This is a genomic window from Kitasatospora sp. NPDC057904 (genome assembly GCF_042887925.1).
Classification (GTDB): domain Bacteria; phylum Actinomycetota; class Actinomycetes; order Streptomycetales; family Streptomycetaceae; genus Kitasatospora.
Genome location: NZ_JBHVOL010000006.1, coordinates 15876 through 30408 on the forward strand (window position 1 = coordinate 15876; position 14533 = coordinate 30408).

At 72.6% G+C, this 14533-nt stretch carries 11 protein-coding genes; 1 reads left to right on the forward strand and 10 read right to left on the reverse strand.

Annotated elements, in window-relative coordinates; genetic code table 11:
- Positions 1–24: 24 nt before the first annotated feature.
- Positions 25–1218 carry an SPFH domain-containing protein gene (locus ACFVSN_RS16975; protein ID WP_380444668.1) on the forward strand — a complete coding sequence of 398 codons (1194 nt, stop codon included), beginning with the start codon at positions 25–27 and terminating at the stop codon, positions 1216–1218.
- A 14-nt stretch (positions 1219–1232) separates the two neighbouring features.
- Here ACFVSN_RS16975 and ACFVSN_RS16980 read toward each other — a convergent pair whose 3' ends face one another.
- From ACFVSN_RS16980 to ACFVSN_RS17025, 10 genes are all read right to left on the reverse strand, one after another.
- Entirely contained in the window at positions 1233–2522 is a 1290-nt protein-coding gene (locus tag ACFVSN_RS16980) for an NAD(P)/FAD-dependent oxidoreductase (RefSeq protein ID WP_387955635.1), read from the reverse strand.
- 36 nt (positions 2523–2558) lie between these two features.
- Positions 2559–3401, reverse strand: coding sequence for a spirocyclase AveC family protein (locus ACFVSN_RS16985; protein WP_387955637.1), 843 nt, complete (start codon positions 3399–3401; stop codon positions 2559–2561).
- A 212-nt stretch (positions 3402–3613) separates the two neighbouring features.
- Positions 3614–4636, reverse strand: coding sequence for an SAM-dependent methyltransferase (locus tag ACFVSN_RS16990; RefSeq protein WP_387955639.1), 1023 nt, complete (start codon positions 4634–4636; stop codon positions 3614–3616).
- 69 nt (positions 4637–4705) lie between these two features.
- Positions 4706–9967, reverse strand: coding sequence for an SDR family NAD(P)-dependent oxidoreductase (locus ACFVSN_RS16995; protein WP_387955641.1), 5262 nt, complete (start codon positions 9965–9967; stop codon positions 4706–4708).
- A gap of 30 nt (positions 9968–9997) precedes the next feature.
- A complete protein-coding gene (locus ACFVSN_RS17000) occupies positions 9998–10228 on the reverse strand; it encodes a DUF5988 family protein (protein ID WP_387955643.1) in 231 nt (76 codons plus the stop codon).
- Positions 10229–10807: 579 nt separating this feature from the next.
- A complete protein-coding gene (locus ACFVSN_RS17005) occupies positions 10808–11575 on the reverse strand; it encodes an anti-sigma factor family protein (protein ID WP_387955645.1) in 768 nt (255 codons plus the stop codon).
- Positions 11572–12132 (reverse strand): sigma-70 family RNA polymerase sigma factor, encoded by a 561-nt coding sequence (locus ACFVSN_RS17010; RefSeq protein ID WP_380444671.1) that lies wholly within the window; start codon positions 12130–12132, stop codon positions 11572–11574. The genes ACFVSN_RS17005 and ACFVSN_RS17010 overlap by 4 nt, the downstream gene beginning before the upstream one ends.
- Before the next feature lie 57 nt (positions 12133–12189).
- Positions 12190–13200 carry a DUF1996 domain-containing protein gene (locus ACFVSN_RS17015; RefSeq protein ID WP_387955647.1) on the reverse strand — a complete coding sequence of 337 codons (1011 nt, stop codon included), beginning with the start codon at positions 13198–13200 and terminating at the stop codon, positions 12190–12192.
- A 76-nt stretch (positions 13201–13276) separates the two neighbouring features.
- Positions 13277–13903, reverse strand: a complete 627-nt coding sequence (locus ACFVSN_RS17020; RefSeq protein ID WP_387955649.1) for a hypothetical protein — start codon at positions 13901–13903, stop codon at positions 13277–13279.
- 156 nt (positions 13904–14059) lie between these two features.
- Positions 14060–14476 (reverse strand): ArsI/CadI family heavy metal resistance metalloenzyme, encoded by a 417-nt coding sequence (locus ACFVSN_RS17025; RefSeq protein WP_387955651.1) that lies wholly within the window; start codon positions 14474–14476, stop codon positions 14060–14062.
- Positions 14477–14533 lie beyond the last annotated feature (57 nt).

Here is a 14533-nt window from a genome sequence, read left to right on the forward strand (position 1 = left end):
TCCCCGCAGGTCAGGTGGTCGGTCATGTTCTTCTGGCACGTTCCCGCACCCAACGAGGCGATGCTCATATCCGGGTCCAAGCGCCAGTCGCAGGACACCCAGTTCCGCATCGTCACCGGTCACGGCAGCCTGGTCCTGCCGGTCAAGCAGAAGGTCCGGATGCTCTCCCTGGCCCTCCGGGAGGCGACGATCGCCGAGGACTGCGTCACCCAGCAGGGCATCCGGCTCACCGTGCGCGCGGTCTGCGTGTTCAAGGTCGGCGACGACGCCGTGTCGATCGCCAACGCCGCCCGCCGCTTCCTCTCGGAGCAGAACCAGATGGAGGAGCTCGTCGGCCGGATCTTCGCCGGCCACCTGCGGTCGATCATCGGCGGGCTGACCGTGGAGCAGATCATCCGGGAGCGCAGCAGGGTCGCCCAAGAGGTGATGGCGGGCAGCCACGGTGAGATGGAGAAGCTCGGCATCGTGGTCGACGCGCTGCAGATCCAGGAGATCGAGGATTCGACCGGCTACATCGACAACCTCGCCGCGCCGCACGTGGCGGCGGTCGCCAGCCAGGCCCGGATCGCCCAGGCCAAGGCCGACCAGGAGGCCACCGAACGGGAGCAGCAGGCGGCCGCGCTGAAGGCCGAGTACGAGCGGGACACCGCGATCAAGCGGGCCGGCTTCCTCGCCGAGACGGAACAGTCCAGGGCCCGCGCCGCCCAGGCCGGCCCGCTCGCCGAGGCCCGCGCCTCCCAGGACGTCATCGAGGAGCAGACCGCGCTCGCCCAGCGCCGGGCCGCGCTGGCGGCGCAGCAGCTGGAGGCGGAGGTGCGGCGCCCGGCGGACGCGGAGGCGTACCGGCAGCGGACGCTGGCCGAGGCCGCCCGTGACCGGGTGAAGTTCGAGGCGGACGGCAGCGCCTACAGCGAACGGACCCTCGCCCAGGCACAGGCGGACGCCAACACGGCCCGGGCCGACTCGCTGCGCGGCGGGAACCAGGAGCTCATCGCCGCCAACCGGATCGTGGAGAACCTCCCGGCCCTCGCCGACGCGGCCGCCCGCGGCATGTCCGGGGCCGACCTCACCGTCCTCAACGGGAGCGACGGCGTCAACCAGATGGCGGCCGGCATCGTCAGCCAGGGCCTCGCGATCCTGCACTCCCTCCAGCACTCGACGGGCCCGCACGGCGACGGCAAGGCCAACCCGGCTCCCCGGATCCCGGAGCGCACCTGAACCCCGGCGGGAGCTCACGCTTCCGGCGCTCCCCGCTGACGGGTCAGGGCCGACGGGGCCAGGATGAGCGGATGCGCGAGCAGGTTCTGGACCGCGACGAGCTCGCGGTAGGTGTCCGGGCAGGTCGGAACCCGGCTGAGGATGCGGCGAAGGGCCCGGTTCGCCGTGTGCACGGCCCACGACCGGTGGTCCGGACGCCAGGCGACGTCCGACAGCGCCGCGAGCAACCAGGGCAGCCGGATGGTGTCCGCGGCCTCGCGCTGGAACGCCCTGGAGAATCCCGGCTGCGGGTAGCGGCGCATCAGCCGGCGCAGCGCCAGGGCTTCGAGGGCGGCGACGGTCATGCCGTGCCCGTAGATCGGGTTCAGTGCGGCGACGGAGTCACCGAGCGCGATGACGTTGTCCGGCCAGCGGGGCGTCCGGTGATACCCGTACCAGCGGTTGTCCAGGCCGCCGTAGCGGCAGGCCCTTCCGACGGCTCGCCCGGTGGTGATGGTCTCCGTCAGGTGGGGGTTCCGCAGACCTGAGGCGTAGTCGCGGAATCCGTGGTCGTCGTGCGGAGGGCGTGTTCCGTCCGCACCGATGAGGGTGACCAGGGCCTGCTGTCCCTCGACGAGTTGGACGAGTCCGCCTCGCCGGATCGTCGGCGCGTAGGTCGGTTCGACGGACATGTGCCAGTCGGACGGGGGGACGTCGTGGAACCCGCGGGTGACGTAGGAGAGGCCGGCGTGAACGCGGGTGACCGGCGGTGCGGGGAAGCCCGCTCCGACGAGCCAGTCGACGAGTGCGGTGGTGCGGCCGGACGCGTCGACGACCAGGTCGGCGGGGAACGTCCGGCCCGCGGAGTCGCGGACGCCGGTGGCGCGGCTCCCTGCCCACACGAGCGCGTCGACGACACCGTCGACCAGCTCGACGGACGGGCGTTCGGCGACCCGTTCGCGGAGCGTGCCTTCGAGGAGGGCGCGGCTGCAGGCGAGATGCCGGACGCCGGTGGCCCCCACGGGTGCCCAGCCGGCGGGGAAGAGGACGCGGGTGCCCTGCCCGAAGTCGAACTCGTGGGCGCCGAGGTCGTGGAGTTCGTCTCGGACGCCCGGGAACAGGGTCTCCAGCGTGGTGACTCCGCGCTGAAGCAGGCCGTGGGGATGGGGTGTCTGCGGGGCACCCCGCCGCCGGCCGGTCGTGTTCGACCGGGGATCGCGTTCGATGACGGTGACCCTGGTGAAGGTGTCGCCGAGCACGTGGGCGGCGAGCAGGCCGGCGAAGCCTCCGCCGATGACCACGGCGCGTTCTGCGGGGGGTCTCAAGGCCGTTCCTCTCCGACTTCGGCCGGGCGCGGCGCGCTACCGGAGGTGTGCCGGAAGCGGCACCGAAGGCGCACCGGCGAGCGCCGGGATGACGGCGTAGGTGACCGCCAGTGCGAGGAAGCTGCTCTGGGCGATGCCGACGACGGCCAGCAGGGAGACCCAGGGACGCGCCGACGGGGGAAGCGTTCGCAGGCCGCGGAGGACGGGTGCCCCGCCAGGGTGGTAGCGGTCGTAGTGGCAGAGCAATGCGGGGACGACGCCGTACACCGTCGCGGCGATGACCATCGCGTAGACGGGGACCTGGTACCAGTGCCCGGCGAAGAGAGTGAGCCGGGGAACGGCCTCGGCGTAGACGTACGCGCCGGTGAAGACCATCACGGGCTCCAGGACGACTTCGACGGCCATGGCCGCGGCGAAGGCGATCAGGACCACCCCGGCTCCGGAGAGCCGGGGCCGTCGCTGCCGGACCCGCCCCAGGACCCACAGGGTCGGCAGCGCCCACAGCATGGCCTCGGCGAGGGCGAACCAGCCGACGAAGAGCGGCTGCGGGTGCGTGCCGGGAGAAGGCCCGTGCCATCCGGGCAGGTAGGGTCCCCAGTCGCTGCTCGCGATGAGGTGCTTGCTGTACGTTGCCACCTGGCCGCCGTAGTTGACGACCGGCATCAGCCAGAAGGCGGTCAGGTAGCCGATGAGCACCATCGTCTCCACGGCGAGGGCTCGTCGTCTCACGCTGGGCAGAACCGCCCAGCACACGCTGGAGAGGGCTCCCGCGATGCTGAGGACCTGATAGGCGTCCAGGACCTGCGCGCGGCGAGGGCTGATTCCGTACTCGCCGACGGGGAACCACCGCGCGCCGTTGACGGCCCAGTGGGACAGCACCCACGTTTCCGCGGCCAGGAAGAGTGCCCCGAGCGCGGCCCACCCGGTGACGGGCGCGCACCGGTGCCGCGCCTCTGCGAGGAGTCGTGTCGCGGCGAGTCGCGCTGCGAGGTGCTTCGCCGTGTCTGCTGAACTTCGGGATCCGGAGGGGGACATGATCGGGACACCGCCTGTGGTTGCGAGGATCGTGGGGTCGGCGGTCGCCGGGGTGCTCAGTCCCGGACGGCCGACACGTAGACGGACTCCTGCGGCTTGAGGAGGCCCCGCATGAAACCGCTGACGATCCTGGGAAAGAGCCATGCGATGAACGGGCCGAACTCCTCCCGCAGTACGTCGGTGCTGCGGGTGTCGTCCGCGAACTGGAGGCAGGTCTCCGCCTGATGGATGTCGAACCGCACCGGGGAGAGGCCGGCCTCGTCCAGCGCCTTCCGGAAGTCCGCGCGGGCCGGGTACCAGCTGAGCGAGCTGATGAGCGCCCGGTCCATGAACCGGGAGAAGGACCGGGTGCGGTAGGCATCGAAGAGCAGGAGCGGGGCGCCCGGCTTGAGCATGGCGCCCATGGCACGGAGCCCCTCGGCCTTGCGGGGCGGGGGGAAGTGCGGGATGACGCCCATGGCGGTCACGGCGTCGGCACGGCCGGCCAGGTCCCGGGTGGTTCCCGGGGAGAAGATGTCACCGACCCGGAACCGGACCCGGTCCGCGAGGCCGAGTTCTCCCGCGATGCGGCGTCCGATCTCGGCCTGGTCGCGCTCGATGGTGATCGACACGATCCGGACCTGCGGCATCAGCAGCGCGATCCGGGCCCACCCGTCGCTGAGACCCGTGCCGACCTCGACCAGGAGACCGTCGGCAGGGGCGCTCTCCACCGCGGGTTTCCAGCAGGTGTCCACGGAATTGACCTGGGACAGGTGGATGCGCAGGAGCGGGTCGGCGACGGCCCGGATCTCGGGAGTGTAGGGCCCCCAGTTCAGCGCTAGCCAGATCGCCGAGAACAGCCGGTTGTAGTAGAGGCGGTACAACTCCGGGACCGTCTCGTCGCCGCGCGTGCCGAGCAGCCGGAGCGCTGCTCGCCACTTCCGTCCCGGCGACCGGGAGGCGTCGTGGCCGCTCCCGCCGTCACGGTAGAAGTCGCGGATCACCTGGTTGCGTACCGGCAGGAACGCGTCGAGGAATCGCTTCTGCCCGTCGAGGGTCAGGAAGTCCTCCGGGAGGTGACTTCTGGGATCCGATGTCATGACTCTTCCTTGGGTTCCGATGAGGGACGGCTCGGCCGGTGGCCTTTGCGCGCCGGGCCGGGGAGGGCGTCATTCCGCCGTTTGGCCCGGCCGGGGGTCGTCGAGCGACATGGCGTCGAGCAGCCAGTCGGCCAGCGTCGCCGCGGTGGGCCGGGTCCAGATGACACCGGGCGCGATGGTCGTGCGCAGGGCGCGGGTGAGGCGCTGCTGGAGCTGGACGGCACCCAGGGAGTCGAGGCCGAGCAGGACCAGGCTGGTGTGGGGGCCGATGTGGCGGCCGGTATCGCCGAGGAGTTCCCGGACCTCGCGGATGACGAGGTCCGCGAGGATGCGGTGGCGCTGTGGTCCGGCCGGTGCGGCGCGGAGCTCGTCGAGGACGGGGGAGGGGCTCATTTCGTCCACGGCCGTACCGGCGAGGAGCTCGGTCAGCAGGGCGGAGGTGTGCAGGGCCGGGTAGGAGGCGGTCCACAGCGCAGGGTCGATGGGGGAGTAGGCGATCTGGTGGTGGCCCTCGGCCAGGATGCGTTCGAGCGCGTCCATGCCTTCCTCAGGCTTGATCATCAGGAACCCCCGCTCGGCGAGGTGCCGTCCACGTCCGACCTCCGACCAGGCACCCCACTGGATGCCGGTGGCGGGCAGGCCCAGGGCGCGGCGGTGGGCCACGAGGGCGTCGAGGTAGGCGTTGGCCGCAGCGTAGGCGCCCTGACCGGGGGAGCCGAGCAACGAGGCGACCGAGGAGTAGACGGCGAAGAAGTCCAGGTCGGCCTCAAGGAGGCACTGGTGCAAGGTCCACGCACCTGCTGCCTTGCCACGCCACACGCGGTCGACGAGCGGGCCGTCGATGCGGGTGAGGACGGCGTCCTCGACGACACCGGCTGCGTGCACCACACCGCGCAACTCGCCCATTCCGTAGGCGAGTTCCGTCGCGCGGCGGATCGTGTCGGGGTCGGCGGCGTCACCGGAGACCGTCTCGATCACCGTCCCGCTGACGGTGCGCAGAACTTCGATCTCACGCTGGACGGCGGGGACGGCGGTGGAACGGCCGACCAGGACCAGGCCGCGGGCGCCGCGTTCGGCGAAGCGCCGGGCCGTGAGCAGCCCGAGCCCGCCGAGCCCGCCGGTGATCAGGTAGCTGCCGTCCCGGCGCACCACCTGCGGATCGGCCGGGACCGGTGCGGGGCCCGGCGGACCGGTCCGGACGCGGGCGACGGAGCGGACCCGCTGACGCCAGGAGACCTCGGTGATCCGGTCGGTGACCAGCAGATCGGCGAGGACGTCCTCCAACGGTGTGTCGTTGGAGATCACCAGACTGCTGGGGCGAAGTTCGGGGTGTTCGAAGGCGGCGACGCGCAGGAGACCGTGAAGGCCTGCGGCGGCAAGTGGTCGATCACCGCGCCATGCCACCCACAGGTGCGGTGGCGCGCTGCGCTCGGTGAGCGCCTGGAGGACGGCGAGGGTGCGGTGGACGGCGCCGTGTGCGCAGGCCGGTGTGAGGCCGGTGTCGGGGGTGTCCAAGACGAGGAGGAGGTCGGTGGCGGGTCTTCCGGCACCGTCATCCAGGGCGTCCGCGAGGAGACCGGCGTCGAGCGGGGAGCCGGCGGCGTGGTGGATCAAGCGGCAGCCGGCCGAGCGCTCGTGGAGCATGACCGCCAGCCGTTCGCCCCACCGGGTCTCCTCGGGCGACACGACGACCCACTGCTGCCCCGTGGTCGTGGGCAGGGACGGAGCGGGCTGGGCCTGCCAGGCCAGGTGGGACAGACGGTCGGCGTAGCGCTGGTCGGGCGGAGTGATGTTGGCGAGCCGCAGACCCGTGATCGCGGCGACGACGGTTCCGTCGGCCCTGGAAAGAGTGCCGGAGGCGGTGCAGGTGAGGTCATCCGCGTACTCCAGGGTGACGTCCGCGAACCGGGCGTGACCGGTCGGGCCGTGGAGACGGATGGCGTCGAATCCGGCGACCACCACCGGACCCGGGCTGGTGGCGCAGAATGCCAGCCAGGCGGCCACGGCGGTCTGGACGAACTCGTCGGCGAGAGCGGGATGGAGCCGCAGCGCGGAGGCGGAGACGCGGGCACTGCCCGCGATGCGCAGCGCGGCGACGGCGCGGTTGCGGTCGGGGTGCAGACGGATGCGGTCGATGGCGGCGAAGGCGGGGCCGTGGAGGACGTCGTGGCGATCGCGGAAATGGCGGTACAGGTCCTCGGGGGTGACGTCGGTCCATTCCTCGGTCGGGCCGTCCGCTTTCGGTGGCGGGTCCTGCTCGTGCGCGGATGCGGCGTGAACGGTGGCGCTGGCATGGACCACCATGCCTTCGGAGGCACGGGTGAGCACGCGCCCGAGCAGTCCGCCGTCCTGCTCGACGAGTTCGGTGACTGCTTCGGGCTCGGGGTCGAGGACCAGCGGCACCCCGATGCGGAGGTCCTCCAGCACGACCTGGTCCGTGTGCAGCGCCTCGCAGCCGGCGGCCAGGAGCATCTCGGCGACGGCGGTCCCGGGCAGGACCGGTGTGCCGGCCACTCGGTGGTCGCCCAGCCAGGGCAGGCGGGCGGGGCCGATCGGTGTCTGCCACAGGTGTCGGGTGCTCCGGTCGGGGTCCTGGACGTGCCCGCCGAGCAGGGGGTGTTGGGTGGCGGCGGGCAGTCCGGGGGCGACGAGGGTGTAGGGCCGGGCGCTGCCACCGTGGCGGGTTCGGTTCCAGAACGTCGTGGGCACGTCGGTCAGTCGGCCCCGGCCGTAGCGGGAGGCGAAGTCGATGCCGTCGAAGCCGGCGCTGTGGACGGTCGCCAGGTGGGTCAGGAAGGCCTCGGTGTCGTGGCCGTCGCGGAGCAGGGAACCGACCGCGACGATATCGCGGATCGCCTTCTCCGCCGCCGTCTCGGTGATCGGACGGGTGGCGAGCGGGTGCGGGGTGCACTCGATGAACAGCCGGTGTCCGTCGTCCAGCGCTGCGCACACCGCACGCTGGAACTCAACCGTGTCCCGCTGGTTGCGCACCCAGTACGAGGCGTCCAGCGGGCCCGGATCACGGGGATCATCGCTGACGGTGGAGTAGAGGCGCACCGGCGTGGCCCGGGTGTCCTCCAGACCGGCCAGGGCGTCGAGCAGGTCGTCGACGACCGGATCCACCTGGTACGAGTGCGAGGCCACATCCACGTCGACCAGCCGGGCCACCACGCCGGACGCGTTCCACCGGTCCACCAGGGTGCGCACCTGGCCGGCGTCGCCGGAGACCACCGTGGTGCCGGGGGCGGTGACGACCCCGATGTCGACCCGGTCGGCGCCGGCGGCGGCAAGGGCGGACCTGGTGTCGGCGGCGCCGAGCATCACGGAGGCCATCGCGCCGTGCGCGATGCGGGCCAGGAGCCGGGACCGGCGGCAGATCACCTTGACGCCGTCCCGGGGGCTGATGAGGCCGGCGACCACGGCCGCGGCCACTTCGCCGAGGGACTGCCCGATCACCGCGGCGGGTGCCACGCCCCACGAACGCCACAGCGAGGCCAGCGCCACCTGAACCGCGAAGAGCACCGGCTGGATCCGGTCGACGCCTGTGAGCTGTTCCGGGTGGAGGATGAGCTCGCGGAGCGACAGGCCGGTTTCGGCGTGGACGAGCGGTTCGAGTCCGTCGATCGCGCGGGAGAACACCGGTTCGCTTCCGAGGAGGTCCCGGCACATCCCCGGGTACTGCGAGCCTTGACCGGTGAACACGAACACCGGTCCCGGATGTCCGGAGGGCAGTAACGGGGATCCGCTCACCACGCCCTCCGTCTCCATCTCGTCGGCGAACCGACGTGCCCGCTCGCCGAGTTGGCGAATCCCGTCGGCTGCGATCCCCAGGCGGAACTCGGCGTGGCGGCGGCGCAGTGCCAGGGTGTGTGCGATGTCGTCCAGCGGAACCGACGTACCCTCCGACTCGGCCCAGTCGGCCAACCGTCGGGCCGCGCCCAGCAGAGAGGCACGTGACGTGCCGGACAGGAGGTACACGCGCGTGCCCGCCGGGGGTTCGGCCGCCCGCGCGGCCGGCGGTCTTCGGCGGGGCGCCGACGGAGCCTCCAGGATGACGTGGCTGTTGGTGCCGCTGACTCCGTAGGAGCACACGGCGGCGAGTCGCCCGCGCCCGGGAACGGGCCAGCGGGTCACGCCGGTCGGGACGAAGAGCCGGGAGTCCTGCGTCCGGTCGATGCCGGGATTCCACTGCGTGAAGTTGCGGTTCGGCGGGACCATCCCGCGCTGTAGGCACTCGACGGCCTTGACCAGTCCGGCGATCCCGGACACCGGCTCGGTGTGCCCGATGTTCGTCTTCAGCGAGCCCAGCGCGCACCGGCCCCGGCCGCGGCGCCCGTAGACCGCCTGGATCGAGGCGTACTCGACCGGGTCCCCGACCGCGGTCCCGGGTCCGTGCGCCTCCACCAGGCCGACCTCGCCGGGATCGATGCCCGCGAGTCCGACGGCGGACCGGAACAACTGCTGCTGCATCTCGCTGGACGGTGCGGTCAGCCGCGTGGACTGCCCGTCGTTGTTGACCGCGCTGCCCCGGATCACCGCGAGCACCCGGTCGCCGTCCCGCCGCGCGTCCGCAAGTCGCTTCAGCACCAAGGCGCCCGCGCCCTCGCCGCGCACGTACCCGTCCGCCCCGGCGTCGAAGGCGTGACAGGCTCCGCTCGCGGAGAGCAGGAGCGGCGCCTCCATGAGGTGGGTCAGCGGCGACAGCATCAGCAGTACCCCGCCTGCCAGGGCCATGTCGCACTCACCCAGCGACAGCGCGCCGCACGCCGCGTCCAGGGCCACCAGGCCCGACGAGCAGTGGGTGCTGATCACCATCACCGGACCGCGCAGGTCCATCGAGAACGCGACCCGGCCCGCCGTCCCGGCGGGAAAGTTTCCGAACAGGAAAGGGCTGTCGGGGAAGTCCTCCACCGGCCGGACCTCCCGGAACAGGTTGTCCGGCGCGTAGGTGCCGATGTACACCCCGGTCCGCGAGCCCCGTACCCGGTCCACGGGGATGCCGGCATGTTCGACCGCCTCCCAGGCCACCTCCATCATGACGCGCGACTGGGGGTCGACCGAGGACCGTTCCGCAGGACCCACCGCCAGGGCTTCCGGCTCCCAGGCCCAGACGTCCCCGTCGAGGAAGCAACCTACGGCCGCCCGGTCCTTGAGGGCCGGGTCGTGGAGGGCCGCGAGTCGCCGGGCGTCCCACCGGGCGGGCGGGACGGGGCCGACCGTCTGACGGCCCTGCGCCGTGAGCTGCCACAACGCGCCAGGGGTCTCGACGCCGCCGGGGAACCGGCAGCCCATCCCGATGATCGCGATCGGTTCATCGTGCGATGCTGACATGAATCCGTCCCGCCTTTCGGCGCGGTCGCCCTATTCCGCGACCGCCGTGCTGTAGGACCACTGGAAGACCGGTATCCGCGCGCCGGACACGGACTCGGTCGCGGAAGTGCGCTCGAAGTGCTGGTGCCGCCCGTAGAGGGTGACGACCACCCGGGACGGATCGGCGTCACCAGGGGGGATGCGGTACAGGCGTGCCGATCCGGACGGGCCGCCGCGCAGCGCTACCAGCTCTCCTGGTTCGGGCGTGATGTGGGCAGACATGGGACCACCACGGGGAAGTCGACTGGGTGCCCGCGAATCGCGCGGGCGGTCACGGCGTCGCAGCCGCGACGCATCGGATCACGCTGGTCGAGGCGCGGCCGCCGGGCAGACCGCCGGGGCTGTGGGCGGGGCCGCGGTGATGCGGCACCCGCCTGCTGCGTGAACCGGGGCCCCAGGACCGTCAACGGCCATTGGCGGCAGCCGAGTTCGCGTGGGACTGGTTCAGCGACCTGATGGGAGTGCCATCGAGGAGCGTGATTTCCCCACCATCCAGCCCGATGGAAGCGGACCTGGCAAGGGGGGCGCCTCGGAAAGCCCCGATGATGCGCCCCTGCACTCCTCTTCGCGCTGCGATGCGCCTGCCCAATGCTTCGATGCGCCCCTTGACGGCTGGCATTGATGGTGAGCCGACGTGGGCTGGGCTTAGTACAAATGGGGTCGAACCGCCGGAAATCTTCGATTGAAGATCCATTCGTCCCGCCAGGCTGCACCGTCTCGACTGTTGCGGGCGCTCTCGTCGCGGCCATCCCGGTGGGTCCGCCGGCTCTTGGGGGCGGACACACCGGGAGCACCACGGCACTAGACGGGGACCGTCACGAAGGTCTGGCCGGACTCGTTCACGACCGACACCGAGGCCACGTCCTCCGGTGCGACGATGGCCGAACCGTCCAGCGTGGTGCCGTACTTGGCGCCGACGGTGGAGACCAGCCAGCCGCCCGCGTCCGCCTTCGTCCCATCCCTGCCGTTGACCACCACGTGGCAGCGCTGGCCGGCGGGGATGCCGGTGACGGCCGTGTTGACCCGGACCCAGCCCATCGCCGGGGTGACTGTCAGCGTCATCCGGGCGCCGGTGGCCGGGTCCGTCGCGGAGCCCGTCCTGGTGCCGGCGGGGGGCGGGGTGGCGACGGCGGTGCTCGGAGCCGGGCCGGCGGCCACCGGTGGTGCGGGCGCGGTGGTGCGGCCCAGCGCGACCCCGAGGAGCAGCGCCGCTGCCGCCGCGACGGCGGCGGCCGCGCCGATCCGGGTCCGACGGCGGCGCAGCGCCGAGCCGCGTTCGGCCCGGGCCCGGCGCAGGGTGCGCTGCAGCAGCAGGTCGCCGCCCTCGGGCGGGCCGTCCACGAGCAGTTCGGGCGGCACCTCGCCCAGGGCGGTCTCCAGCTCGCGCAATTCGGTCACCTCCTGACGGCAGGCCGGGCAGTCGGCCAGGTGCCGTTCGACCGCCGCCGCCTCGGCCGGATCGAGCGCACCCAGCACGTAGGCGCCGACGAGTTCCGCGCTCCACTCGTGCGGCGTCGTGCTCACGTCGTTCCTGTTCGCGTCGTTCCCGTTCCAGTCGTCCCTGGTCACGCCGACACCTCCTGCCACGTCCCCGACCTGCCGGTGTACGAGCGTTTGAGCGCCCGGAGCGCGTAGTGCGCGCGGGACTTGACCGTTCCGGCCGGCACCCCCAGCTGCTCTGCGGCCTCGCTGACGGACAGCCGCTGGAAGTAGATCGAGCGCAGCACGTCGCGGTGCTCGGGCGAGAGCCGCTCCAGCGCCTGCGACATCACCAGCGCCTCCACCACGCCCTCGGCGTGGTCGTGCTCGACCGGCACGGTGGCCGTCGCCTCGGAGACCTCCGCCACCTCGGCCGGCCGGGCGGCCCGGGCCCGGAAGCGGTCGGTGATCAGGTTGCGCTCCACGGTCAGCAGCCAGCCGCGCACCGACCCGCGGGCCTCGGTCAGCGCCTCGGGGTTGCGCCAGGCCCGGATCAGGGTCTCCTGGACGGCGTCCTCGGCCGCCGCGCGGTCGCCGGTGAGCCGGACGGCGTAGGCGAGCAGCGCGGCGCCGTGCTGCTCGTAGAGCGTCCGGATCAGTGCCTCGTCGGCGGCGTCCTGCCGCCCGGCTGATCGTGTCCTCGCCATCCGCCATTCCTCCGTCGTCGGGTGCCACGTCCAGCACGTACGCGGGGGCCGTTCGGTTCAACCGGATTCGCGGCAGGTCCGGTCCTGGTTCAGGCAGGCCACCATGGCGGCGATCTGCCGGTCGGTCATCAGGCCGATGAACACCGCGTGGTCGGTGAGCGGACTGTGGTGCTGCTCGGGGAAGGCGTCCAGGGCGAACTCCCGGGGCGGCGGCGGGCGGTAGCCGACGGTCACCCGCAGGTGCGGGATCGGGAAGGTGTCGTGCGGGCAGACGCCGGCGGGGTCCGGGAACCGCACGTGCGAGCGGTGGCCGGAACTGTCCGTGCCGCGTCCGTCCCAGCAGCTGGGGAAGTCCAGGGTGCGGGTGAGGAGGCTCCCGGCGGGGCAGAGCGGGTAGCGATCGGTGGTCGTGCGGCCGGCGAAGCCCGTGCAGCCCCAGCGGGCGCCGGCGTCCGCGCCGCCGTCGGTGGCGGCGGTCGGGTCGCCCTCCAGGAGCCGGAGGAAGCGCGGCATCGGCACGACCTTGGCCCATGGATTGCCGAGGTACTCGATGGTGACCGTGTCGGGGGTGAGGATCTCGCCGGTGTTGCCGTGCGGGTCGTCGTCGGGGGCCCCGGCCGCGGTCCGCGGTGCGGCGCCGTCGGTGCGGCGCAGCACCGGCCAGTAGTAGGTCGAGCGGTCGCCGCTGGTGCAGGTGGTCGCGGCGGCGGCGAGGCTGTCGTCGGTGGAATCCGCGTCCGTGGAGAGGTTGCCGACGTAGTCGTGCACGTGGTGGGCGCCGCCCACGGTGCCGGGTGAGATCACCACGTTGTCCGCGTTGCGGTGCCCCTCCTGGTTGCGCCCGCAGTCCTGCGCGTACGAGCCGGTGGAGGCGTCCGGTCCGGCGGCGGACGGAGGGGCGGGTGCGGCGACGGCCACGGCGGTGATGTCGACGAACCCGGCCGCCGGGTCCCGTTCGGCCGGCCAGTACCTGACCGCCAGCAGCGACAGCCCCAGGGTGAGGCAGAGCAGGACGCCGACCGGGAGCGCGACGCCGCCCAGCCGGTGGTGATCACGTTCCCGGTGCACCGCGACAGTCTGGGCGACGGGCCGCCGCCCGGGCAAGGCGGCCCATCACCCGGACCGTCGGGCGCGGCGGGGCGGGTCAGTAGCCCCCGGAGTAGCCGCCGCCCTGCGACGAGGCGGCCGACGGGGTCTGGGCGGGGGCCGGGGCGGAGGCCTGGCCGGGCATGCCCGCCGCCTTCTTCCCCTCGGGCGTGCTCGCGAACCAGGTGCCGCCGACGCCCTGCCCGCTGGTCTGCCCCGCCGCGGTGTCGCCGGCGAAGCGGTAGAGCGGCCAGCCGTTGAGGGTCACCTGCTTCGTCCCGTCCGGCCGGGTCACGCTGCCGACCAGGGCGGAGTCGACCCCGGTGACCTTCACCGGGTCCTGGGCGGTGAGCGGCGGCCACTTCGCCGCGCAGGCGTCGGCGCAGGTGCTCGCGGACGGCTTGGCGGTGTCCTTGTCGAAGCGGTACAGGGTCCGGCCGGCCGAGTCGGTGACGATCGGCCCGAGCGCGGGCGAGTTCGCGGCGACGATCCGGACCCCGGAGGAGCCGCCGGCCGCGGGGGCGGACGCCGTGGCCGCCGGGGCGGCGGCGGTGCTGGAGCTGTTCCCGCCGTACCCGTTGCTCGTGTCGGGCCCGCAGGCGGTGGCGGCGAGCGCGAGCAGGGCGACGCCGGAGACGGCGACCAGGCGGCGGGCGGCGAAGGCGGGGACGGTGAACGTGGGCATGCTGAACTCCCCCTGGAGCAGGTGTGGTTGTGGATTCGGGCGGTGTCGCCCTGTGCACCCTCCACACGGATCCGCAGCGGGATCGGTTCAACGCCGTCGGAAAATTTTCCTGACCGACTATCCGCCCGTGCCGGTACCGGCATCGTCGGAGCGGGATCAGCAGCTGCAGGCGCAGCCCACGGCGGCGGAGCCCCTGCCGAGGGTGTCGGCGTCGGCCTTGACGACATAGACCTCCCAGGGTTCCTTGCCGGGGCCGTGCGCCCAGACCTTGTCCTGGAGGGCGTAGCAGCAGGAGGTGTCGTTCTCCTCGAAGGTGGCCAGGCCGGCCTCCTTGAGCCGGACGGTGGTCGCGGCGACCTGCTCGGTGGATGCGACCTCGACGCCGAGGTGGTCCAGGCGGGTCTCCTCGTCCGCTTCGCCCTCGACGAGGACGAGTTTGAGCGGGGGCTCGGTGATGGCGAAGTTGGCGTAGCCGGGGCGGCGCTTGGCGGGTTCGGTGCCGAAGAGCTTGGCGTAGAAGGCGATGGAGCCTTCGAGGTCGGCGACGCGCAGGGCGAGCTGGACGCGGGACATGGCGATCCTCCCTGATCCGGATTCCTGTTTCGATGGATATCGATACAGGCGAGCTTG